This is a genomic window from Aminobacter sp. UC22_36 (assembly GCF_044056035.1).
GTDB lineage: Bacteria > Pseudomonadota > Alphaproteobacteria > Rhizobiales > Rhizobiaceae > Aminobacter.
In genome coordinates this window covers 1,586,312-1,608,099 of sequence record NZ_CP171996.1, presented here as the reverse complement: position 1 = coordinate 1,608,099, position 21,788 = coordinate 1,586,312, and the positions used below count along the sequence as shown (strand labels likewise).

Annotated in this window: 20 protein-coding genes; 14 read left to right on the top strand and 6 right to left on the bottom strand. The window is 63.0% G+C overall.

Translation table 11 applies throughout. The features are described 5' to 3' along the window. Positions 1-88: 88 nt before the first annotated feature. Complete coding sequence (locus ACHMW7_RS11015) at positions 89-1,015, bottom strand: rhodanese-related sulfurtransferase (RefSeq protein ID WP_395450276.1); 927 nt, start codon at positions 1,013-1,015, stop codon at positions 89-91. Positions 1,016-1,189: 174 nt separating this feature from the next. On the opposite strand from ACHMW7_RS11015, the gene ACHMW7_RS11010 reads away from it, so the two are divergent. Together ACHMW7_RS11010 and ACHMW7_RS11005 are read left to right on the top strand one after the other, a co-directional pair. Continuing rightward, complete coding sequence (locus tag ACHMW7_RS11010) at positions 1,190-2,068, top strand: N-acetylmuramidase domain-containing protein (protein ID WP_395450275.1); 879 nt, start codon at positions 1,190-1,192, stop codon at positions 2,066-2,068. A 135-nt stretch (positions 2,069-2,203) separates the two neighbouring features. Further along, positions 2,204-2,845, top strand: a complete 642-nt coding sequence (locus ACHMW7_RS11005; RefSeq protein ID WP_395450274.1) for a 2-dehydro-3-deoxy-phosphogluconate aldolase — start codon at positions 2,204-2,206, stop codon at positions 2,843-2,845. 109 nt (positions 2,846-2,954) lie between these two features. On the opposite strand, the gene ACHMW7_RS11000 is transcribed toward ACHMW7_RS11005, so the two are convergent. Further along, positions 2,955-4,676, bottom strand: coding sequence for a DUF882 domain-containing protein (locus ACHMW7_RS11000; protein ID WP_395451310.1), 1,722 nt, complete (start codon positions 4,674-4,676; stop codon positions 2,955-2,957). Between the two features lie 356 nt (positions 4,677-5,032). Then, on the bottom strand, positions 5,033-6,538 hold the full coding sequence (locus ACHMW7_RS10995; RefSeq protein WP_395450273.1) for a sigma-54-dependent transcriptional regulator: 1,506 nt from the start codon (positions 6,536-6,538) through the stop codon (positions 5,033-5,035). 143 nt (positions 6,539-6,681) lie between these two features. Here ACHMW7_RS10995 and ACHMW7_RS10990 point away from each other — a divergent pair, with 143 nt between their 5' ends. From ACHMW7_RS10990 to ACHMW7_RS10955, 8 genes are all read left to right on the top strand, one after another. Then, entirely contained in the window at positions 6,682-8,517 is a 1,836-nt protein-coding gene (locus tag ACHMW7_RS10990) for a M3 family oligoendopeptidase (RefSeq protein ID WP_395450272.1), read from the top strand. Between the two features lie 30 nt (positions 8,518-8,547). Further along, on the top strand, positions 8,548-9,702 hold the full coding sequence (locus ACHMW7_RS10985) for an aminodeoxychorismate synthase component I (protein ID WP_395450271.1): 1,155 nt from the start codon (positions 8,548-8,550) through the stop codon (positions 9,700-9,702). Beyond that, complete coding sequence (locus ACHMW7_RS10980) at positions 9,651-10,319, top strand: aminotransferase class IV family protein (RefSeq protein ID WP_395450270.1); 669 nt, start codon at positions 9,651-9,653, stop codon at positions 10,317-10,319. Before ACHMW7_RS10985 ends, ACHMW7_RS10980 begins: the two co-directional genes overlap by 52 nt. A gap of 59 nt (positions 10,320-10,378) precedes the next feature. After that, on the top strand, positions 10,379-10,660 hold the full coding sequence (locus ACHMW7_RS10975) for a CopG family ribbon-helix-helix protein (protein WP_395450269.1): 282 nt from the start codon (positions 10,379-10,381) through the stop codon (positions 10,658-10,660). Then, on the top strand, positions 10,657-10,956 hold the full coding sequence (locus tag ACHMW7_RS10970; RefSeq protein WP_395450268.1) for a type II toxin-antitoxin system RelE/ParE family toxin: 300 nt from the start codon (positions 10,657-10,659) through the stop codon (positions 10,954-10,956). Before ACHMW7_RS10975 ends, ACHMW7_RS10970 begins: the two co-directional genes overlap by 4 nt. Positions 10,957-11,015: 59 nt before the next feature. Then, complete coding sequence (locus ACHMW7_RS10965) at positions 11,016-11,516, top strand: hypothetical protein (RefSeq protein ID WP_395450267.1); 501 nt, start codon at positions 11,016-11,018, stop codon at positions 11,514-11,516. Next, the gene (locus ACHMW7_RS10960) at positions 11,513-12,445 is read left to right on the top strand and encodes a heme-dependent oxidative N-demethylase family protein (RefSeq protein ID WP_395450266.1); all 933 of its coding nucleotides are present in this window, start codon (positions 11,513-11,515) and stop codon (positions 12,443-12,445) included. Before ACHMW7_RS10965 ends, ACHMW7_RS10960 begins: the two co-directional genes overlap by 4 nt. Positions 12,446-12,585: 140 nt before the next feature. Next, a complete protein-coding gene (locus ACHMW7_RS10955; RefSeq protein WP_395450265.1) occupies positions 12,586-14,031 on the top strand; it encodes a homospermidine synthase in 1,446 nt (481 codons plus the stop codon). 71 nt (positions 14,032-14,102) lie between these two features. Here the strand turns inward: ACHMW7_RS10955 and ACHMW7_RS10950 are convergent, their stop codons facing one another. The 3 genes from ACHMW7_RS10950 to ACHMW7_RS10940 are packed head-to-tail and all read right to left on the bottom strand — an operon-like array spanning position 14,103 to position 16,368. Continuing rightward, positions 14,103-14,390: a PTS sugar transporter subunit IIB gene (locus tag ACHMW7_RS10950; RefSeq protein WP_395450264.1), complete on the bottom strand. Its 288-nt coding sequence runs from the start codon at positions 14,388-14,390 to the stop codon at positions 14,103-14,105. A gap of 21 nt (positions 14,391-14,411) precedes the next feature. Then, positions 14,412-14,873, bottom strand: a complete 462-nt coding sequence (locus tag ACHMW7_RS10945) for a PTS sugar transporter subunit IIA (RefSeq protein WP_395450263.1) — start codon at positions 14,871-14,873, stop codon at positions 14,412-14,414. Between the two features lie 58 nt (positions 14,874-14,931). Then, positions 14,932-16,368, bottom strand: a complete 1,437-nt coding sequence (locus ACHMW7_RS10940; RefSeq protein ID WP_395450262.1) for a PTS galactitol transporter subunit IIC — start codon at positions 16,366-16,368, stop codon at positions 14,932-14,934. A gap of 260 nt (positions 16,369-16,628) precedes the next feature. Here ACHMW7_RS10940 and ACHMW7_RS10935 point away from each other — a divergent pair, with 260 nt between their 5' ends. From ACHMW7_RS10935 to ACHMW7_RS10920, 4 genes are all read left to right on the top strand, one after another. Then, a complete protein-coding gene (locus tag ACHMW7_RS10935; protein WP_395450261.1) occupies positions 16,629-17,015 on the top strand; it encodes a hypothetical protein in 387 nt (128 codons plus the stop codon). A gap of 232 nt (positions 17,016-17,247) precedes the next feature. Next, positions 17,248-19,242 carry a 5'-nucleotidase C-terminal domain-containing protein gene (locus ACHMW7_RS10930; protein WP_395450260.1) on the top strand — a complete coding sequence of 665 codons (1,995 nt, stop codon included), beginning with the start codon at positions 17,248-17,250 and terminating at the stop codon, positions 19,240-19,242. A gap of 125 nt (positions 19,243-19,367) precedes the next feature. Next, entirely contained in the window at positions 19,368-20,432 is a 1,065-nt protein-coding gene (hemH, locus tag ACHMW7_RS10925) for a ferrochelatase (RefSeq protein ID WP_395450259.1), read from the top strand. 65 nt (positions 20,433-20,497) lie between these two features. After that, positions 20,498-21,712: an NAD(P)/FAD-dependent oxidoreductase gene (locus tag ACHMW7_RS10920; protein ID WP_395450258.1), complete on the top strand. Its 1,215-nt coding sequence runs from the start codon at positions 20,498-20,500 to the stop codon at positions 21,710-21,712. Positions 21,713-21,788: the final 76 nt, after the last annotated feature.

Here is a 21,788-nt window from a genome sequence, read left to right as displayed (position 1 = left end):
GGAATGTCGGTCGCCGTGAGGTAGGCGGACGATCAAGACATTACAATGACATCAGCCAATTTGGCGAGGCCGGCCGGATACAGAGAGGTCAACTGCCGATATGGGGCCCAGAGCCGCGCTTTTCTGCCAGCTCTACTTGGCGGTTGCGTTCGGCATAGCGGGCACGGTCCTCGTCGGAGCGGGCGTCATGGCAATGCGGACAGGAAACGCCAGCCTCGAACTTGGGCGACAAAAGCTCCTCGGGCATCAGTGGATGCCGGCAGGCGCGGCACAGCTCGGCGTCGCCCACGGCAAGGCCGTGCGACACCGACACACGTTCGTCGAAGACAAAGCACTCGCCCTGCCACAGGCTTTCCTCAGCCGGCACTTCTTCGAGATATTTGAGGATGCCGCCCTTGAGGTGGAAGACGTCGTCGATGCCGAGCGACTTCACATAGGCAGTCGCCTTTTCGCAGCGAATGCCGCCGGTGCAGAACATCGCCACCTTGCGGCCTTCGAGCTCGCTGCGGTGTTTTTCGACCCAGGCCGGGAACTCGCGGAAGCTCTTGGTCTGCGGGTCAACCGCGCCGGAGAACGTGCCAATCGACACTTCATAGTCGTTGCGGGTGTCGACAACGATGGTGTCGGGGTCGGAGATCAGTGCATTCCAGTCGTTCGCCTCGACATAGGCGCCGACGCTGGCGAGCGGATCGATGCCGTCGATACCCATGGTGACGATTTCGCTTTTGAGGCGCACCTTCATGCGGTGGAACGGCATCTCTTCGGCAGCGCTGTACTTGACCTCGATCCCTGTGAACTCCGGCATGGCTTCGAGATGGGCAATCAGTTCGCCGATCGCCTGTTCGGTGCCGGCAACGGTGCCGTTGATGCCCTCGCGGGCGAGCAGCAGCGTACCCTTGATGCCGCGGCCGCAGCAGAAGGCGGCAAGCGGTGCGCGCAAGGCCTCGAACGCCTCGAGCCGGCAGAAGCGGTAGAGGGCGGCGACACAGAGGGGGGCTGGTGTGGAACGATTCATGGCGGAGCCACTAGCGCTTCGCCTCATTTTTTTCAACGTGGAGCTGAAAATGGAATGATTACAGGCAGTTCCTGATTCGGGCCTCGCCTCGTACCCAACTACTTCGTGGCTCGCTTTTTCCTCGCCTGCCGAAACGGGGCGACAATGGCCGCTGCGAAATGGAGAATGTCGCGCATGTTCAGCAAACAAACGGCAGCCGAAATCGAAAAGGCGGCCACAGAGTTCGGGCTCGAACCGGCAGCGCTGCTCGCCATTGCCGAGATCGAAAGTGCTGGGCAGGTGTTCGCCAAGGTCGACGGCCGCAACGAGCCGCTGATCCGCTTCGAGGGTCATTATTTCGACCGCAGGCTTTCCGGCGCCAAGCAGGACAAGGCACGTGCCGCCGGTCTGGCCGCGCCAACAGCGGGTACGGTCGCCAACCCACGCGCTCAGGCGGCACGCTGGCAGATGCTCGAACAGGCCGCTGAGATCGATCACCAGGCCGCCTATGAATCGACATCCTGGGGCCTCGGCCAGGTCATGGGCGCGCATTGGCAGTGGCTCGGTTTCGACAATGTCGACGCGCTCGTGAGCGAGGCCCGTTCCGGGGCCGCCGGACAGGCGCGGCTGATGGCGCGCTATATGGAAAAGGCCGACCTTGCCAAAGCGCTCAACGGGCACGACTGGGAATCCGTCGGGCACGGCTACAACGGACCCGGTTTCCGCAAGAACGGCTACCACCTCAAGCTGGCGGAAGCCTACAACAGGCAGATCGCCGGCCCTGCCCCCGGCGACCGCACGATGACGGTTGGCTCGCGCGGCGAGCCTGTCACCGAGCTTCAGGAAGCGCTCGTCGCATTGGGCTATTCGGTCGACACCGACGGCATCTTTGGACCCGGCACCGCTGCCGCGGTCAAGAAATTCCAGACCGATCACGGCCTTGCCACTGATGGCATCGCCGGCGAGCATACCCAGGCTGCCATCAGCAAAGCGTTGCGGCCTGGCGGCGACGATCTGTGGTCAACCCTGAAAGCTTGGCTCGCCGGGCTTTTCGGTAGATCCTGGAGCGCCTGACCCCATGCGGGCGCGGGCGATCCGTTCTGGTTCCTGGCTGGAACGGTCTGCACGACAGCATGTCGCTGCCGGGTTCGTGGACTCAGAAAGCCTGGTCTGTTAAATCGGTTGAAAATTGAAGTGGAGCGGAATGCCATGACCAGCAAAACCCAAAAACTCCTTGCGCTGCTCGATGGCCAGCCAGTCATTCCGGTGCTGAAGATCGAGCGTGCGGCCGATGCCGTGCCGCTGGCCCGTGCGCTGGCACGTGGCGGCCTCAGGGCAATCGAAATCACGCTGCGGACCGACGAGGCGCTGGAATGCATCCGCCGCGTCGCCGCCGAGGTCGAGGACTGCATCGTCGGTGCCGGCACCATCCTGAACGCGCGTCACTTCGACGAAGCCGTTGGCGCCGGCTCCAAGTTCATCGTCAGTCCCGGCCTGACACGCGAGTTGGCCGCCCATGCCGCCGGCAGCGATGTGCCGCTGCTGCCGGGCACCATCACGCCGGGCGAGATCATGGCCGCACTTGAAGCCGGCCTCGACTTCCTGAAATTCTTCCCGGCCGAGCAGGCCGGCGGCGCGCCCTTCCTCAAGGCACTGGCTTCGCCGATCGCCGGCGTGAAATTCTGCCCCACCGGCGGCATCTCCGCCAAGAACGCGATGGACTATCTCAGCCTGCCGAATGTCGTGTGTGTTGGTGGCTCGTGGGTCGCGCCCGACGACATGGTCAAATCGGGCGACTGGGCCGGCATCGAGGCGCTAGCCGCCGAGGCGAACAAGCTGCGCAAGAGCTGAGGAACCCTTCCTTCTCCCCTGTGGCAGAAGGTCGGCCCCCACGGCATGCTTCCAAAAGCAAAAAGCCGCGCTGGTTGCCAGCGCGGCTTTTTGTCGTTCGGTTCGTCGATCAGTTCGTCGCGAAGCGCGCCACCGACAGGAACTTGACGGCGCTGCCCGAGAAGCGGTGGGCATCGGCGGCCTGATTGCCCTGCTGGAAGCCGGCCGTATAGACCTCCTTCGGCGCGGTGCGGACCAGGTTGTAAGCAAAGCCCGGCGCCTTGGTGTTGGTCGTGACGGTGGTCACCTGCTCGCCGCTGCGCAGCGCCCAGCGGGCAGCGTCGGGTGCGGCGGCGACAACGACAGCCTTGGGCTCCGGCTTGGCTTCCTGAGCGACCGGCCGTGCCGACTTGCGCGTGGTCTTGACGTTGCCACCGATGGCCGCAGCAGGATCGATGCCGACCGAGGCGGTCGCGATCGCATTCTTGGGCGTGGCTGTAGCAACCGTCTCAGGCTGATCGAAAACGGAACGGGGTGCCGGTTCCGGTGCAAGTGCTGCAACTTCGAGCACGTCCTGGGCAGACTCGTCTTCGGCCGGAATGTCGTTCGCAGCAGCCAGGGCGGCTTCGACAGTCATATCCTGCGGGCGGGCCGACGGCAGCGGCGCCGTGGCGTCGCTGGCGGTCGCCGGCGCATCGTCCGTCGCGGCCAGCGCCATCAGTACGCTCTGGTTCTCGGGCTTGAGCTCGGCCGGCGGATTGTAGTTCGGACGCCAGGTCGGCAGCGGCACATTGGCGGCGATCTGCTGCTCGACGGCAGTGGGCTGCGCACCTTCGGCCAGCGGTGCAGAAGCCGCGCCGAACGGCACGGTTTCGGCGGCCGCCAAACCAACTTCGGCCTGCGGCCGCGGGGCCATGCCAGGCAGCGGCACGCTGCGCGCCGGAAGGGCAGCGATGATGGTTTCAGGCGCCTGCTCTGCGGGCGCCTCGTCGGCGACCTGCGGCAGCTCGGCACGCTGGGCATTCTCAGGCGCTACGATCTGGATGCCGGGCAGCGACTTGGCGGCCGGCGCCTCGGCGATAGCCTTGGTCGGCGCACGCTTGGGCGCGACGGCTGCAACGGCGATTTCACCGCTATCTTCTTCGTCGTCGGCACCGCCGCCGCCAAACAGCGCGGCAAACAGGCCACCGCTGCGCTTGGCAGGTGCACTGGCGAGCACGAGGTCACCGCTCTTTTTGCGCGACTGATAGGAGGCGAGCGCCTGCTCGAAACCAGGCAATGGCTTGCCGTCGCTCGGCACATGCAACGTCTTGCCGGATGGGAACACGGCGACGAGTTCGCTGCGGCTCATGCGCGGCCAGTGCCGCACATTGCCGACGTCCATGTGGACGAAGGGCGAACCCGAGCGTGGATAATAGCCGACGCCGCCGGCCTGCACGCGCAGGCCCGCGTCCCGCAGTTTCTTGAGCGGCACGCCGGGAATGAAGAAGTCCATCGCCTTGCCGAGCATGTGCTGGCTCTTTTCGGCAACGCCGCTCGAACGGCTGCGCAGCAGCGAATTGGTCGCCGGCGAACGATAGGCAGACACAACGTGGATGTAGTCGCGAGCACCAGCGGAGCGATAAGCCTCCCAGACCACGTCGAACAGACGCGGATCCATCTTGGTCGGCTCGTTGCGGCGCCAGTCGCGCAGGAATTGGTTGAGTTTCTTGAGCCCGGCGGCGTCGTACCTGCCGTTGCGCTTGAACGTGATCTCGGCTCTTTCGCCCGTGTGGGTGTAATAAAGCTTGAGTGTCCGCGTCTCGGCGGAGGCAGTTGCCTGGGAAGCTGTCAGGAAACCAAAGGCCAGCATCGCGGCGGTAAGCCACTTTTGCCAGACGTTCGATTTCGAGTGACGCCCTTCGGTGTTCTCGATCCTGTTCAAATCAAAAGGCCCTGTTAGGCTGCCATCTGTCCCCGGATTTGAAGCCCGGACACGCTTACGGATTCGCGTCCGAATATCGATCCTAATGGTTAATCACTGCTTATTGAAGCCGAAATGCGGTAACACCATGGCGATATCCCAGCAAAAAGGAATCGCGCTTTTTTATGGTAAACTACTGGTTTAAACCACAAAAACGACACTGAACAAATATGCTCGCGACTGTAGATTGCTGCGGCCCGCAAGCGACACGCAAGCTTTAAATCAAAATCCGGCTGAAGAAAATATCACGAGGCGAGTCGCTCGCTGCGGCCGGTTTCAGGATCGATGCCGTATTCCTTGAGCTTACGGTACAACGTCGAGCGGCCGATTCCCAGCCGCCGCGCGACCTCGCTCATCTGGCCATTGTAATGGTCGATGGCGAGGCGGATCATCTCGAACTCGACATCGGCCAGGGGACGGACATTGCCGCGCTCGTCGAGCGCCCGCAGCGTTCCCGGTCGGGCGCGCTCCGGCGCCGACGACAGCACCGGCGTCGGCACGAGCTTGTCAGCACCGGCATCTGCAACCACAGGCGCGGCATCGCCACCAAGGTCGACAACGCCTTCGACCTGGGCGCGGATCTGCGGGAATTCGTCTTCGGTGAGCACATCGCCTTCAGACAGAACGCAGGCGCGGAACACGGCGTTTTCCAGCTGCCGGATATTGCCCGGCCAGTCATAGGCCTGAAGCAACGCCAGCGCATTTTCCGAAATCATCGGGATACGGCCATGCGGGCTTGCCGGAGCGACGCGGGAAATGAAATGGCTGACCAAAAGCGGAATGTCGTCGCGGCGCTCGCGCAGCGGCGGCACGAAGATCGGGTAGACATTGAGGCGGTAGAACAGGTCCTCGCGGAACTTGCCGTCCTTGACCTGCTGCAGAAGGTTGCGGTGCGTCGCCGAAATCAGCCTGATGTCGACCTTGACCGTCGAGCGACCACCGACCGGGTCGACCTCGCCTTCTTGTACCGCGCGCAACAGCTTGACCTGCACGTCGAGCGGCAAGTCGCCGATCTCGTCGAGGAACAGCGTGCCGTTGTTGGCTTCGACGAACTTGCCCGCATGCTTGTCGGTTGCACCGGTGAACGAGCCCTTCTCATGGCCAAACAGGATGCTCTCGACAAGATTGTCGGGAATGGCGCCGCAATTGACGGTGACGAAGGGCTTCGACCGGCGGTCGCCGGAGCCCTGGATGGCGCGGGCGACGAGTTCCTTGCCGACACCGGACTCGCCCTCGATCAGGATCGGAATGTTGGATGCCGAAGCCTTCTGGCCGAGCCGGATGACGCGGTCCATGGCCGGGCTCCGGGTCACCATGTCGCGGAAGGTCAAAAGCCCGCTGCCACGACGCGCGGTGCGCCGCACCTGATCCTCGACCGCCTCGACCTTGAGCGCGTTGGTGATCGCCGCCAGCAGCCTGTCCGGCGAGGCCGGCTTGACGACAAAGTCGAAGGCGCCGTTGCGCATCGCCGAGACCACGGTCTCGATGCCGCCTTGTGCGGTCTGGACGATGACGGGAAGTGCGATACCGCGCTCGCGCATCGCCTTGAGCACGCCGATGCCGTCGAGCCCGGGCATGGAGAGGTCGAGAATGATCACGCCGACTTCGCCGCCACGCGGCCCGTCGAGCAGGCGCAGTGCGGCCTCGCCGCCATCGACAGCTATTGCGGTGTGGCCAAATTTCGTCACCGCCGCGTCGACAAGGCGACGTTGGACGGGATCGTCATCGACTATGAGAATCGAACCTGCCATGAATGTCCGCAATATGCCCGCAGCTGCTGATTGGATGTGGATCATCCTGGCACAGGGTTCTAAATAAGGTTTCAAGAAAGCCGGTGAACGAATCCCTTAGGATTGAATCAAACCGGCAAATGAGCAGTGAAAAGGAAGACGCAATGCGTTGGAATTCCGGGCAACAGATGTCGGCCACCGCCTCCGCCGGAAGCGCGGCAGGGCTTGGCGAGCTGCCCGAATGGGATCTTGGCGACCTTTACTCCGGCATGGATGCGCCGGAGCTGGCCCGCGACCTCGACAAGGCCTCTGCGGACGCCGTTGCCTTCGAAGCACGCTGGAAAGGCACGCTTGCCATCGAGGCTGCGCGCGGTGCCGCTGGCAAGCTTGGCGAGGCGATGCGCACCTACGAAGCGCTGGAAGAGCTGGTCGGCCGCGTGGTCTCTTACGCCGGGCTTGTCTATGCCGGCGACACATCCGATCCCAAGCGCTCCAAGCTTTATGGCGACGTCCAGGAAAAGATGACGGACGCCAGCGCGCACATGCTGTTTTTCGCGCTCGAACTGAACCTTGTCGACGACGAACTGATCCTCAAGGCACTCGATACCGATCCGGCCTTCGGCCATTACCGGCCGTGGGTGCTCGACCTGCGCAAGGACAAGCCTTACCAGCTCGAGGACCGGGTCGAGCAGTTGTTCCACGAAAAGTCGATCACCGGGCGCGGCGCCTGGAACCGGCTGTTCGACGAGACCATGACCGACCTGCGCTTCAGCATCGGCGGCGAGGAACTGGCGCTCGAACCGGCGCTGAACATGCTTCAGGACCCCGATGGCGAGGTCCGCAAGGCAGCGTCCGACGCGCTTGCCGCGACCTTCCGCAAGAACCAGCGGGTCTTCACGCTGATCACCAACACCTTGTCCAAGGACAAGGAGATTTCCGACCGCTGGCGCGGCTTCGAAGACATCGCCGACTCGCGCCACCTCGCCAACCGGGTCGAGCGCGCCGTTGTCGATGCGCTGGCCGCCGCCGTCCGCGAGGCCTATCCGCGCCTGTCGCACCGCTATTACAAAATGAAGGCCAAATGGCTCGGCATGGAGGTGATGAACCACTGGGACCGCAACGCGCCGCTGCCCGAAACACCGCAGGCGATGATCGGCTGGGACGAGGCCAAGGATACGGTGCTGACCGCCTATCAGCGCTTCTCGCCTGAGATGGCCGAGATCGCGCGCGACTTCTTCGATCGCCGCTGGATCGACGCGCCGGTGCGCCCGGGCAAGGCACCTGGCGCCTTCGCCCACCCGACAGTGCCGTCTGCGCACCCTTACGTTCTGCTCAACTACATGGGCAAGCCGCGCGATGTCATGACGCTTGCCCATGAGCTCGGCCACGGCGTGCACCAAGTGCTGGCCGCCGGCCAGGGCGCGCTGATGGCCTCGACGCCGCTGACGCTGGCCGAGACGGCAAGCGTGTTCGGCGAGATGCTGACCTTCCGCTCGCTGCTCGACCGCACCACCGACAAGCGCGAGCGCAAGGCGATGCTGGCCCAGAAGGTCGAGGACATGATCAACACGGTCGTGCGCCAGATCGCCTTCTACGAGTTCGAGCGCAAGGTGCACTCAGAGCGCAAAAACGGCGAACTGACCTCCGACCAGCTCGGGCAGTTCTGGCTCGAGGTGCAGGCCGAGAGCCTGGGGCCGGCGATCAAGTTGCGCGACGGCTACGAGGTGTTCTGGTCCTACATCCCGCACTTCATCCACTCGCCCTTCTACGTCTACGCCTATGCCTTCGGCGACTGCCTGGTGAATTCGCTCTACGCGGTCTACCAGAACGCCGAGCGCGGCTTTCAGGACAAGTATTTCGAGATGCTGCGCGCCGGCGGCACCAAGCATCATTCGGAACTCCTGAAACCGTTCGGGCTCGACGCCACCGATCCCGCTTTCTGGCAGAAGGGGCTTGCCGTCATCAGCAGCCTCATCGACGAACTGGAAGCGCTGGACTGAGTTCCAGCCCTTTCCCAGGCAACTGAAATCATGACTGGTCCCTCATCCCCATTCGTCCTGTTCAGGGACGACCCCGCCGGCCGCGAGGTGCTGTTTGAAGCGCCGCGCGAGATCATCGTCGCGCATGACGCAGCGGATTTCTTCCCGGCATTGCAGGCAGCCCAGAAGGCGCATGAGCAAGGCAAATGGCTTGCCGGCTATTTCTCCTACGAGGCCGGCTATCTGCTCGAACCCAAGCTGCGGCCGCTCTTGCCGAACGGGCGGCGTACGCCGCTCGTCTGCCTTGGCGTGTTCGACCAGCCCTCGGACAACGACCGTCCAGCATCGCGCGAGCCTGCCACCAACGGGCCGATCTTCGACGCGCGGGCGACATGGTCGGAAGCGGACTACGAGCGCCGCTTCAAGCGCCTGCACCAGCATCTGCGCCAGGGCGACTGCTATCAGGCCAACCTGACATTTCCGGTCCATGCGCAATGGTCCGGCGATGCGCTCGACGCCTTCGACGCACTCATCGCGCGCCAGCCGGTGAAGTATGGCGCGCTGGTCTCGCTTGGCGGACCGGTGGTGCTGTCGCGCTCGCCGGAGCTGTTTTTCGAGATCGACAGCCAAGGCTGGATCGAAACCCATCCGATGAAGGGTACCGCGCCCCGCGGCAAGACACCCAAGGAGGACGCAGAACTCCGCGACTTCCTGCGCAACGACGAGAAGAACCAGGCGGAAAACCGCATGATCGTCGACCTGCTGCGCAACGACATCTCGCTGATCAGCGAGGTCGGCACGCTCGACGTGCCCGAGCTGTTCCGCATCGAGAGCTACCCGACCGTGCACCAGATGGTCAGCCGTGTGCGGGCGAAACTTTTACCGGGGCTTTCCATCGAACAGGTCTTCGCGGCGCTGTTTCCTTGCGGCTCGATAACAGGCGCGCCGAAGATCCGGGCGATGGAGATCCTGCGCGAGCTGGAAAGCACGCCGCGCGACGTCTATTGCGGTGCGATCGGCTGGATAGCGCCTGGTGGTACGATGCGTTTTTCCGTGGCGATCCGGACTATCACGCTGCACCCCGACGGCGAGGCCGTCTACAATGTCGGCGGCGGCGTTGTCTTCGATTCGACCGCCGAAGCGGAGTATGCGGAATGTCTTCTGAAAGCGCGCTTCGCCACCGGCACGGTGCCGGCTTCGAGCTGATCGAAACGATGCGCTGGGAGCCGCAAGCCGGGTTCCTGCGCGGCGAGCGGCACCTGGCGCGGCTCAAGGCGTCGGCGGAAGCACTTGGCTTTGCCTGCGACCGGAGCCGTGTCGAAGAGACATTGCAGCGCGCGGTCGGTGGCGACACCGCCTTGCGGGTTCGGCTTGTGCTGTCACAGGGTGGCAACGCAGATGTCACCACCCAGCCCTTCGCGCCACTTGCGCCTGATGCCGTCTGGACGGTTCGCATCGCCCAAACGCGGCTCGATTCTTCGAATCCGCTGCTTTGCCACAAGACCACGCGCCGCGACGCCTATGACCGCGCGCGCGCCGAGTTTTCCCGCGAAGAGGCGGACGAAGTGATCCTGCTCAACGAGGCGAAAAACGCCTGCGAAGGCACCATTACCAACATTTTTATCGATCCCGGCGACGGCGGTCCGCTCAAAACGCCTACACTTGCCTGTGGTCTGCTCGCCGGGGTTTTGCGCGCCGAGATGCTTGAGCGAGGCGAAGCGGTCGAGACAACTTTGAGCTTAGACGACCTTCGTGGCGCATCAAAACTGTGGCTCGGCAACTCGCTGCGCGGGTTGATCGCGGCAAAGCTGACGCAAGGTTAGGTTTGACTCACCGCCACAGTCGACTACATTGTCTTCAGGTGCATTTGTAGAGCCTGAACATGGCCAGCGAATCCAAATTCTCTATCAGCCTGCCCGACGATCTGCGCAGCGAAGTAGACGATTATGCGACGCTGACAAGACGCTCGCGCGCCTTCATCATCAAGGAAGCAGTGGCCGCATATGTCGGCGATCAGCAGGCCTATCTTGCGAGCGTGCGCGAGGCTGAACGCGAAGCCGATGAAGGCACTTTCGTGCAGGGCGAGATCGTGACGGGTTGGCTCGCATCATGGGGATCGGACAGTGAACTGCCAGCCCCCGAAGCCGGTGCCGCACAGCCATGACGCTACGCATCCTGCCCCGCGCCGTCCGCTATCTCGCCGAGCTCCGCACCACCATCGCCGCTGATGATCCCGCGATGGCGCAGAAAGTCGGCGAACGCCTGATCAAGGCGCTCAGACTGATCGAGGAACGGCCTGACATCGGCCGCCCGACAGCCGGTCGTGAATCGGTCCGCGAGTGTGCTGTGCCCGACCTGCCCTATTTCATCCCCTACCGCATCAAGGATGGCAACATCGAAGTGCTGCGCGTCTATCACACAAGGCGCAACCGCCCGCCGCAGTGGCCGACCACTCTGTGATCCCTACCCACACACCTTATGACGGCTCGTCGAAACCTTTCGCCATCGGACTGAAAGTCTTGGGTGGAACCACCAAATTCGCGGCCATCACGCTTCTTGGAGCAGCGGCCATTGTCCTGGCATGCACAGCGTTCATTTTTGCGACGACCTGGAAGCCGCCCTACGACGACGCAAATCCGAAGTACCGATTTCTCACTGAGCAGATCGGGGAGATCGCCGATCGATGGTCGAAAGGCGACCATCGTCGTAGTGCGGTCGACTTAGCCCTGTTGAATGACGGAAACTGGACCATCGCCTGCATCTATGGAGGGTATGGCAACCCTTTGGACGAGATGATTGGTCGAGGTGCTACTGTCAGCTCGGCAAATAGAGCGCGACTGACCGAGCTTGCAAACAGAGATTTTAGGTTGTCCCAAGTCGAAGAATTCGAAGCGATGGTCGCCTATGTCGACAAGTCAAACGAAGCGCACTTCATCCATATCGGCTACGGGTTTGGCCCGAACGGGCAGCATCTCAAACAATGCACCACGAGCACTAACCCCAGACTCGAGCTGTCGTGAACGTCACCCCAAGCCTGCCCACCCACACACCCTATGACGGCACCTCAAAACCTTTCGCCATCGGACTGAAGCAGGCCGAGCCACGCGACTGGATCGAGCTCGACGGCCATCTCGAGGCCTATCTGGCGGAAAAAGACCGGCTCTACGGAGAAATCCCGGACAGGGTCTTCGTCGCCGAGCCGGACACGCGCGCCACCCAGCAGGAAGTGCTCGACCTTCTGGTCGCGCATCTTATCGCGCGCTACCCCGAGACCTATCGCCTCGAGGGCGGCCGCTGCCTGATCGCCGGCTCCGGCCGCTCCGTCGACATCGCCAATGCCGGCGACAATCCGCTCATTGCCGCCTCCAAGCTCGTTCAGGAAGACCTGATCCTGATGCGCCAGGGCGAAAATGGCTGGCGGCTGGCAGCCGGCTCGCTGTGTTTTCCTTCATCGTGGCGGCTCACCGAGAAGTTCGGCAAGGCGATCCATGACATCCATGGACCGGTGCCCGGCTTCGGCCCCGGCACGCGCATGGCCGAGCTGATCTCGCGCATGTTCGACAAGCTCGCGGTGCTGGTCGAGCGCTTCAACTGGTCGATCCAGGCCGACGGCTCGCTCTACCACCCGCTCTCCGACCGCCAGCGCCTCGCCCGCTCGGCAGCGGCGGATTCGACCTTTCCCGGCGCCGACGTCGCTGCCCACGCCTTCATCCGCGTCGAGCGGCAGACCTTGAGAAAACTGCCCGTCTCGGGCGACATCCTGTTCACCATCCGCATTTATCTCGACCCGCTGGCAGTGCTTGCGCGCAACCCTGATAGGGCGCGGCTGGCCACCTCCTTCGCCGAGCAATTGACGGGCCTCGACCACGACCAGCTCGACTACAAGGGCCTTGCCGCCGACCGCGACCGACTGGTCGCTTTCCTCAACGGCATCGCGCCTGCCAGCTAACAATAGCGGCATAACGTCCGGTTCCTACAGTATATGGGAAGCCGGATTCGCTTTATTGTGACAAGCATGTATGGTTTAGCCGTTGAAGCCGGGTCAATTGGGGCCCGGCTCTTTTAGTGTGAGAAGGAGTGCCATAAAAAATGGCGAATGAAAAATGGCCTGTTTACGGTGAGATTACTGGTCCTGTTGTGATGATCGGCTTCGGCTCGATCGGTCGCGGAACACTCCCCCTCATTGAACGCCATTTCAAGTTCGACAAGTCGCGTATGGTGATTATCGATCCCAGCGACGAGAACCGTAAGCTCGCGGATGAGCGTGGCATCAAATTCATCCAGGAGGCGGTAACCAAGGACAATTTCAAGGAGCTTCTGACGCCCCTGCTGACCAATGGCGGCGGCCAGGGCTTCTGCGTCAACCTGTCGGTCGACACCGGCTCGGTCGAGCTCATGCATCTGTGCCGCAAGCTCGGCACGCTCTATGTCGACACCGTCATCGAGCCATGGCTCGGCTTCTATTTCAACAGCGATGCCGGCAATGACGAGCGCACCAACTATGCCCTGCGCGAAACGCTCCTGGAAGAACGGCGCAAGCATCCCGGCGGCACCACTGCCGTTTCGACCTGCGGCGCCAATCCGGGCATGGTCTCGTGGTTCGTCAAGCAGGCGCTGGTCAACCTGTCCAGGGATCTCGGCATCGAATTCGAGGAGCCCGCGACCAACGACCGCGAGGGTTGGGCCGCACTGATGAAGAAGGCCGGCGTCAAGGGCATCCACATCGCCGAGCGCGACACCCAGCGCACCAAGAACCCCAAGCCGATGAACGTGTTCTGGAACACCTGGTCGGTCGAAGGCTTCATCTCCGAAGGCCTGCAGCCGGCTGAACTTGGCTGGGGCACGCACGAAAACTGGAAGCCCAAGAACGCCAAGAAGTTCAAGCACGGCAACAAGGCGGCGATCTATCTCGAACAGCCCGGCGCCAACACGCGTGTCCGTACCTGGTGCCCGACCCCTGGCCCGCAATACGGCTTCCTGGTCACCCACAACGAGGCGATCTCGATCTCCGACTTCTTCACCGTGCGCTCGAAGAAGGGCAAGGTGACCTACCGCCCGACCTGCCATTACGCTTACCATCCTTGCAACGACGCGGTGCTGTCGCTGCATGAGATGTTCGGCGCTGCCGGCAAGGCACAGCCGGTCCAACACGTGCTCGACGAGACCGAGCTGGTCGATGGTTCCGACGAGCTCGGCGTGCTGCTTTATGGCCACGACAAGAACGCCTACTGGTTTGGTTCGCAGCTGACGCTCGAACAGGCGCGCAAGCTCGCGCCTTACCAGAACGCAACCGGCTTGCAGGTAACCTCGGCCGTACTCGCCGGCATGGTCTGGGCGCTCGAAAACCCGGAAGCCGGCATCGTCGAATGCGACGAGGTCGACTACAAGCGCTGCCTCGAAGTGCAGATGCCTTATCTCGGACCGGTCAAGGGCTATTACACCGACTGGACGCCGCTTGACGGCCGCCCCGGCCTGTTCGAGGAGGATCTCGACAAGGACGATCCCTGGCAGTTCCGCAATATCCTGGTGCGTTGAGCATCAGAGGCTGAATAAGAAAAGGGCGCCCAACCGGGCGCCCTTTTTGTTTGACGGATAGAAGGCTGCGATTACTTGCGCAGCTCGGCCTCGATCTCGTCGAGCACCTTGTCCTTGCCGATGCCGGTGAGGAAGGCGAGCCCCTTGATGACGGGAACCGTCACCGACGAAGAGATCGGCGTGGTCGACACGACCAGGTCGACATTGTCGGCCATGGCAGGCACTTCGGTCGCCTTGCACTGCATGGCGTTGAAGCTCAGGCCGCGCTCCTTCATCGCCTCGGTCACCTTGGCGTTGACGGCGGTGGACGTGGCGACACCGGTACCGCAGGCAAAGAGAATGGTCTTTTGTTTGGCCATCGAGAATATTCCTTCCTGTGGCTAGCCGAGCACCGAGGCGACATCTTCGATGGTCCTGGCGCTGCCGAGGCTGGCAAGTGCTGCCTCGCTCTGGATCGTGTCCATGATTTCCTGAAGCATGTCTATCTGCTTGTCCTTGTCATTGATGGCAAGGAGAAACACGAACCCGACCGGCACCGCCTCGTCGGGGTCTTCCATGTTGGCGAAGTCCACCGGCTTTTGCAGCACCGCAAGTGCGATGCCCGGCTTGAACACATGTTCGGGGTCGGTGTGCGGAATGGCGACATTGAGGGCATAGCCGAGCGGCAGCCCGGTCGGCATCGTCGCCTCGCGCTTCACCACCGCGTCGGCATAGGAATTCTTGACGTAGCCGAGTGTCTCGAGCTTGCCGGCGAGCAGGCGAATGACCGCTTCGCTGTCTTGTGCCTCGACCCCCAGGGCAATGGCTTGGGGGTCGAGAAAGTTCATCAGGGCTCGCGCCATTCAAATGCTCCAGTATCCGAAACCGGCGGCACGCGCCGCCGGTTCGGGGTTTTCAGTATCAGGCGCTGGCCGAAGCCTTGGCGCGGACGGCAGGGGCTACCGCTTCGGCCTCGTCCTCGGCGCCCGCCGCGCGTTCCCATGCCGCGCTGTTGCGGCGGTAGAGGACGAACAGCAGCGCGATCACGACAGCGAGCAGTACCAGGCCGGCGATGGCAAGGCCCTGGATCGCTTCGATGATCACGTAGGGGATCCACAGGAAGCCGTCGACGACCGAGGTGATCTGCACCGCATTGGCCGGCATCTGGAAGCCCGACGAGATGGCCGCGCTGGTGAACAGCGGCGCCAGTGCGTTGGCGACGTAGAAGCCGAGCGCCAGCGTGACCGTACCGACGATGACCATGCGGAAGACATTGCCCTTGAGCAGCGGCGCGGTCATTGCGACGATGAAGGGAATGACGGCAAGGTCGGCAAACAGGATGACACGGTTGCCAGGCAGGATGATCGACAGCACGATGGCGATCGGCACCAGGATCAGCGACGACGAGATCGCAGCCGGATGCCCGATCAGGATCGCCGAGTCGAGGCCGACGAGCAGTTCGCGGTCACCGGTGCGCTTCCGCACGAATTCCTGGGCCGCATCGGAGACCGGCAGCAGGCCTTCCATCAGCACCTTGACCATGCGCGGCAGCAGCAGCATCACCGCAGCCAAGGTCATGCCGGTGGTCAGCACCTTGGACAGCACCGTGCCGAAATCGCCGGCGTTGTAGTAGGCGATCAGGCCGAGCACGAGACCGATGATCAGGCCGAGCACGACAGGTTCGCCGAAGACGCCGAAGCGCTTCTCGATGGTCTCGGTGGAGATGTTGATCTTGTTGATGCCGGGAATGCGGTCCATGACCCAGTTCAGCACGATGGCGATGGGCAGGATCTGCGCCGAAGCCAGATGCGGCACCGACACGCCGGGAATGCCATAGAACTGCTGCACCGCGCGTGCCGACCAATCGGCGAAGAGCAGTGCGAGAGCAGCGACAAGTGCCGCGACCACCAGGCCGTAGCCGAGGCTGCCCGTGGCCGCCGTGGCCAGCGAACCGACAAAGGCGAAGTGCCAGAAGTTCCAGACGTCGACGTTGAGCGTGCGCGTCCAGCGCAGCAAGAGCAGCGCGATGTTGACCGCGATGCCGATCGGAATGACCCACAGGCCGACCGACGAGCCGAAGGCGATGGCTGCGGCCGACGGCCAGCCGACATCGACGATGTCGCGTTTGATGCCGGTGTTGGTGACGATCGCCTGGGCGACGTCGCCGATCGAGCCGAGCATCAGCCCAAGCACCAGGTTGATGCCGATGAAAGCGACGCCGATGGTGATGGCGGCGCGGAACGCCTTGCCGACCTTGGCGCCGAGAACCAGAGCGATGATGAAAATGACGATGGGCAGCAGAACCGTTGCCCCAAGTGTATCCACGGCCGATTTCAAGCCGGTCAAGAACGTATCCATGTCGCCTCCCCCGAGACATCTAGCTGTTGTCGACGCATCCCTCGTCGAGAACATTTGTGTTTGAAGATATACGAAAGTTGCATCGATTGCGAAGCCTGTCAATCGGCCACCGCTGCGCCGCCACAGCAAACCGACGATCGAACCGGCCACGGCACCAGCCAATTCGCAATTGTTTGATCGGTGATGACGGCACGCAAAGCCTTGCCTTCAAAGCCAAATCGGGCGATTGAAGGCAGGCGGACTGAGGAGAGGATTCTTTCATGACGACTTCGCGCAAAATTGCTTCGGCCGGAGTGCTTGCCTTGCTTGCGGCCGCCATTGCCGGCTGCTCGACCAGCGGCGGCGGATCTTCGGGCGGCGGTGTCAGGCCTGCCCCCTCGGGTGTCGAAGGTGCATGGCTCGACGCCAAGGGCACCGGCCTGTCGACCTTCACGGGCGGTTCGTTCCAGACGGTCGCAACCGACACCGGCCAGAAGCTTTCGGACGGCACCTACATCCTGACCGGCGCCAATTCGGTGCAGATCAACGGCACCTCGCTGATCCGCCAATCGCCGATCAGCTTCAACTGCCTGCTGATCTCGGCCAACCAGCTGAATTGCACCAGCGGCACCAACCAGCAATTCACCTTGACCAGGCGTTCTGCCTGACGCCGGCTTGTGCCCGCCACGGCGGGCACTTTGACCCCATCAAGCCTCCGGCACGGGCCGGAGGTTGCAGCTGACGGGTCGGCTTCTGGCCATTAAGTAAGACGGCTACAAGCTTCCGATTCTCCCTTGCATCCAGAAATTCTGGATGTGAACATGGCCCTAAGGAATGTGTAACATTCCGGTCAAGCGAAGACGCTAAACGTCTCGCGGGGGTCATTCGGGAGATTTAATCATGAAGAGATTGGCTGCCATTGCGGCTTTGTCGGCTTCGGCATTCGGCTATTCGGCCGTGCCGTCATTCGCCGACTATACCTTGACCATCATGCACATCAATGACTGGCACAGCCGCATTGAGAGCAACAATAAGTTCGAATCGACCTGTTCTGCCGAAGAAGAGGGCAAGGGCGAGTGCATCGGCGGTGCTGCGCGCCTGGTGACGGCGATTGCCGACCAGCGCAAGAAGCTCGAAGGCCAGAACGTCCTGCTGCTGAATGGCGGCGACAACTTCCAGGGCTCGCTGTTCTACACCACCTACAAGGGCGCGGTTGAAGCCGAATTCCTCAACCAGATGAAGTTCGACGCCATGACCGTGGGCAACCACGAGTTCGACGATGGCGAGGACGCGCTGGTGCCGTTCCTGGAGAAGATCCAGTTCCCGGTGCTGTCGGCCAACGTGCACCCCAATGCCCAGTCGAAAGTCGGCGACCGCATCAAGCCGTCGCTGGTGCTCGAGGTCGGCGGCCAGAAGGTCGGCATCGTCGGCGCGGTCACCAACGACACCCCCGAAGTCGCCTCGCCCGGCCCCAACATCGCCATCGAAGACGACATCAAGACGATCACGGCTGAAGTCGAGAAGCTCAAGGCCGCGGGCGTCAACAAGATCATCGCGCTGACCCATGTCGGCTACCCCCGCGACAAGGAACTGATCGCCAAGATCCCCGGCGTCGACGTTGTCGTCGGCGGCCACTCGCATTCACTGCTGTCGAACACCGACGCCAAGGCCGAAGGGCCCTACCCGACGATGATCGACAACCCCGACGGCTACAAGGTGCCGGTCACCCAGGCCGCGTCCTACTCGAAATATCTCGGCGAATTCACCGTGACCTTCGACGACAACGGCGTCGTCAAGGAAGCCAAGGGCGACCCGATCTATCTCGACAACTCGATCAAGCCCGACGAGGCTGTGCTCGCCCGCATCAAGGAACTCGGCGCGCCGATCGAGGAGCTCAAGAACAAGGAAGTCTCCGAGACCACCGCGATGATCGACGGCAGCCGCGAAAGCTGCCGCGCGCGCGAATGCGAGATGGGCAACCTGATCTCCGACGCCATCCTCGACCGGGTCAAGGATCAGGGCGTGACCATCGTCTTCCAGAATGGCGGCGGCATCCGCGCTTCGATCGACCAGGGCGTCGTCACCATGGGCGAAGTGCTGACCGTGCTGCCGTTCCAGAACACGCTCGCCACCTTCCAGCTCTCCGGCAAGGACATCGTCGCTTCGCTCGAGGCCGGCGTCAGCGAAATCGAGGAAGGCAAGGGCAAGTTCCCGCAGGTCTCCGGCCTGAAATATTCCTTCGACAAGTCGGTCGCCGCCAACGCCGGCCGGGTCAAGTCGGTCGAGGTGATGGACGGCGGCGCCTGGAAGCCGATCGATGAAGCCAAGGTCTACACGGTTGCGACCAACAACTATGTCCGCCAGGGCGGCGACGGCTACAAGTTGTTCGCCTCGAACGCCACCAACGCCTACGACTACGGTCCGAGCCTCGAACAGGTCGTCGCCGACTATCTCGCCAAGAACCGGCCCTTCACGCCCAAGCTCGACGGCCGCATCACCGAGATCGCAGCGACCGTAGCTGCGGCCCCTGCCCCGGCTGAACCGGCAAAGCCGGCCGATGCCGCCCCTGCAGCGGCAGAAGCTGCCAAGCCCACTGAGGCTGCACCGGCAACGCCAGCACTGCCGAGCGCCTCGGGCGAGATCGCCAACACGCCCCCGACCGTCGAACCGGCCAAGCCTGCCGAGGCGGCGGCACCCGCAACGGCCGAGCCGGCAGCCACGCCGGCCGCCGGCGGCAAGTCGCATACCATTGTGCGCGGCGATACCTTCTGGGATCTCGCCAAGACCTATCTTGGCGACGCCACCAAATGGCAGGCCATCGCCGCGGCCAATCCGGACGCCAAGGCCGAGGACCTGACCATCGGCGGAACGCTTTCGATCCCGTCGGCAAACTGATAGGGCTTTTCGGTCCCAACAGGCCCGCCCGGCCAACCGGGCGGGCTTTGTTTTTGGGTGCGGCCAGACGCGACATTGAACACCGGCGCCTTTCAATTAGGTATCCCGCGTAACGGAGACACCGAATGAACCTGACGACCACAATCGATGAGAAATCGGCCAAGGCGCTCGGCCCATTCCCCAACGCTCACCCCGCCGTGCGCAAGGGCAAGGTCGGCGTTCTCCTGGTCAATCTCGGCACGCCCGACGGCACCGACCAGAAGTCGATGTGGCGTTATCTCCGCGAATTCCTGTCCGACCCGCGCGTCATCGAGATGCCGAAGCTGCTGTGGTATCCGATCCTCTACGGCATCGTGCTCAACACGCGGCCGAAGAAGTCGGGCGAAAACTACAAGAAGATCTGGAACACCGAGCGTGACGAGTCGCCGCTGCGCACCTACACCCGCGCCCAGGGCGAAAAGCTCGCCGAAGCGCTGCGCGACCTGCCCGACGTCGTCGTCGACTGGGCTATGCGTTATGGCAATCCCTCGACCGAAAGCGTGACGAAGAAGCTGATCGCCCAGGGCTGCGACCGCATCGTCCTGTTCCCGCTCTATCCGCAATATTCGGCAACGACGACCGCAACCGCCAACGACCAGCTGTTCCGCGCACTGATGAAGCTGCGCGCCCAGCCATCGATCCGCAGCGTGCCAGCCTATTACGACGAGCCGGTCTATATCGAAGCCCTGGCGCGCTCGATCGAGCAGCATCTGGCCAAGCTCGATTTCGAGCCGGAGGTGATCCTCGCCTCCTATCACGGCATCCCGAAGCCCTATTTCGAAAAGGGCGACCCCTATCATTGCCATTGCGTGAAGACGACACGGCTTTTGCGTGAGCGGCTCGGTATGAGCGACAAGAAGCTGATGACCACCTTCCAGTCGCGCTTCGGCGCCCAGGAGTGGCTGCAGCCCTACACCGACAAGACGGTGGAACGGCTGGCCAAGGAAGGCGTCAAGTCGATCGCCATCGTCAATCCGGGCTTTTCGTCCGACTGTATCGAGACGCTGGAGGAGATCGCCGGCGAAAACGCCGAGATCTTCCACCATGCCGGCGGCAAGAATTTCTCCCACATCCCCTGCCTAAACGACAGCCCGGAAGGCATGGCGGTGATCGAGACCATCACCCGCCGCGAACTGATGGGTTGGGTCTAGCCGCCGCGGGCGGAACCTCCACCGGCGCGCAACGTTGAACGCGGGCCAGGGAGACCCGCCCGTTCATGACCCGCAAGCTCGACCTCAGGACCGGACGCCCGGTCTGGTACGCCTATCGCGCGCCGTCCGTCCCTACCGGCAGGCTCACCCGCGATATCAAGGCCGACGTCGCCATCATCGGCATGGGCATCAGCGGCGCCATGATCGCCGAAGCGCTGACCGAAACAGGCCATTCGGTCGTCTGCATCGACCGGCGCGGCCCGCTCCTTGGTTCGACCTCGGCGACCACGGCCCTTGTCCAGTTCGAGATCGACCAGCCACTTTCGGTGCTGTCGCGCCAGATCGGCGGGCAAGACGCCGGGCGCGCCTGGCGACGGTCGCGGCTTGCGGTGATGAACCTCAAGGCGCGCATCGACGAACTCGGCATCCGCTGCAACGCCGAGACGAAGCAGTCGCTTTATCTTGCCGGCGACGCGCTGGGCGCAGGCGCATTGCGCGCCGAGGCCGAGGCGCGGCGTCTTGCCGGCATCCACGCCACCTATCTGCCAAAGGCTGAGTTGAGCGAAAAATTCGGCATCCAGCGCGACGGCGCGATCCTCAGCCACGACAATCTGGCGCTCGATCCGCGAAAACTGACCGCTGGGCTGTTGCGCAAGGTGCTGGAACGCAAGGCGCGTTTCTACGCGCCCAGCGAGGCAACTGCGATCAAGTCCCACCGCGACGAAGTGGTGGTGGCGACCGCTGACGGCCCGACGATCGCAGCCAGCCACGTCGTTTTGGCCACCGGCTATGAACTCGTCGCCGATCTCGTGCCCGCGACCGATCACAAGATCATCTCGACCTGGGCGATCGCCACGCGACCGCACAAGCAGGCGCTTTGGCCGGGTGCGGGCTTCATCTGGGAGGCCTCCGACCCTTATCTTTATCTGCGCGCCACCGCCGATGGCCGGGTCATCTGCGGTGGCGAGGACGAGGATTTCACCGACGAGCCACGTCGCGACGCCCTGATCGCCGAAAAATCGGATCGCATTTCGCAGAAGCTGCTGCGTCTCTTGCCCCAGCTCGACACGACACCCGAATTCGCCTGGGCCGGCTCGTTCGGCACCACCGCCACCGGCCTGCCCTTCATCGGCAAACTGCCTCGCCATCCCCGCATCCATGCGGTGATGGGCTATGGCGGCAACGGCATCACCTATTCGCGCATCGCCGCCGAGATCGTCAGCGCCGCCATTTCAGGCCATGAAGACCGGGACGCCGAGTTGTTCAGCTTTGACCGTTGAGAACAGTCGACAATCCACCGACACACGATTGTAACGGCCCTCAAAGACCCTTAAGTCTTCATCATCGAGCGGTGCG

Coding starts and splice junctions, on each gene's coding strand:
- ACHMW7_RS11015 (WP_395450276.1), bottom strand. CDS start 1,015: ATGAATCGTTCCACACCAGCCCCCCTCTGTGTCGCCGCCCTCTACCGC.
- ACHMW7_RS11010 (WP_395450275.1), top strand. CDS start 1,190: ATGTTCAGCAAACAAACGGCAGCCGAAATCGAAAAGGCGGCCACAGAG.
- ACHMW7_RS11005 (WP_395450274.1), top strand. CDS start 2,204: ATGACCAGCAAAACCCAAAAACTCCTTGCGCTGCTCGATGGCCAGCCA.
- ACHMW7_RS11000 (WP_395451310.1), bottom strand. CDS start 4,676: ATGCTGGCCTTTGGTTTCCTGACAGCTTCCCAGGCAACTGCCTCCGCC.
- ACHMW7_RS10995 (WP_395450273.1), bottom strand. CDS start 6,538: ATGGCAGGTTCGATTCTCATAGTCGATGACGATCCCGTCCAACGTCGC.
- ACHMW7_RS10990 (WP_395450272.1), top strand. CDS start 6,682: ATGCGTTGGAATTCCGGGCAACAGATGTCGGCCACCGCCTCCGCCGGA.
- ACHMW7_RS10985 (WP_395450271.1), top strand. CDS start 8,548: ATGACTGGTCCCTCATCCCCATTCGTCCTGTTCAGGGACGACCCCGCC.
- ACHMW7_RS10980 (WP_395450270.1), top strand. CDS start 9,651: ATGTCTTCTGAAAGCGCGCTTCGCCACCGGCACGGTGCCGGCTTCGAG.
- ACHMW7_RS10975 (WP_395450269.1), top strand. CDS start 10,379: ATGGCCAGCGAATCCAAATTCTCTATCAGCCTGCCCGACGATCTGCGC.
- ACHMW7_RS10970 (WP_395450268.1), top strand. CDS start 10,657: ATGACGCTACGCATCCTGCCCCGCGCCGTCCGCTATCTCGCCGAGCTC.
- ACHMW7_RS10955 (WP_395450265.1), top strand. CDS start 12,586: ATGGCGAATGAAAAATGGCCTGTTTACGGTGAGATTACTGGTCCTGTT.
- ACHMW7_RS10950 (WP_395450264.1), bottom strand. CDS start 14,390: ATGGCCAAACAAAAGACCATTCTCTTTGCCTGCGGTACCGGTGTCGCC.
- ACHMW7_RS10945 (WP_395450263.1), bottom strand. CDS start 14,873: ATGGCGCGAGCCCTGATGAACTTTCTCGACCCCCAAGCCATTGCCCTG.
- ACHMW7_RS10940 (WP_395450262.1), bottom strand. CDS start 16,368: ATGGATACGTTCTTGACCGGCTTGAAATCGGCCGTGGATACACTTGGG.
- ACHMW7_RS10935 (WP_395450261.1), top strand. CDS start 16,629: ATGACGACTTCGCGCAAAATTGCTTCGGCCGGAGTGCTTGCCTTGCTT.
- ACHMW7_RS10930 (WP_395450260.1), top strand. CDS start 17,248: ATGAAGAGATTGGCTGCCATTGCGGCTTTGTCGGCTTCGGCATTCGGC.
- hemH (WP_395450259.1), top strand. CDS start 19,368: ATGAACCTGACGACCACAATCGATGAGAAATCGGCCAAGGCGCTCGGC.
- ACHMW7_RS10920 (WP_395450258.1), top strand. CDS start 20,498: ATGACCCGCAAGCTCGACCTCAGGACCGGACGCCCGGTCTGGTACGCC.